Source organism: Paenibacillus xylanexedens (assembly GCF_007680605.1).
Lineage (GTDB): Bacteria > Bacillota > Bacilli > Paenibacillales > Paenibacillaceae > Paenibacillus > Paenibacillus xylanexedens_B.
Map to the genome: position 1 here is coordinate 1 of NZ_VEIO01000062.1, position 388 is coordinate 388.

A 388-nucleotide genomic window follows, 5' to 3' on the forward strand; every position below is an offset into this window, starting at 1 on the left:
CTGTTCATCGTAACTTGATATCGTTTGTTCAATTTTTCCAAACGTTCAGTCAATGTCTCTGAGAACAAATAACGGACTTCTTCAAGTACATACGACTCGTTTGTACGGCTTCCACTTGCAGAAATCGTTGCACGCTGCTCGTATCCCGCCAAGTAATCTCTCCAATAGTCCAGCGCTTCTTCACGATCCTGCTTCTCCAACCAATTGATGAATTTGCTGTAAGGCTTCACCGCAGGCAAATCAATCGTTTGGCCACCGCTAAGCTGTATAAACATATAGAAGAACTCTTTCAAGACGATGCCCATGCACCAGCCGTCCATCAAAATATGATGGTGGCTCCATACGATCTCATATTGGCTCTGCCCCGTCTTCAATACAGTAATCCGTA

At 44.6% G+C, this 388-nt stretch carries 1 protein-coding gene; it reads right to left on the reverse strand.

Annotated elements, in window-relative coordinates; translation table 11 throughout:
- A partial coding sequence (locus FS818_RS28390; RefSeq protein ID WP_186331919.1) for a condensation domain-containing protein occupies window positions 1–388 on the reverse strand: 388 nt, incomplete at both ends.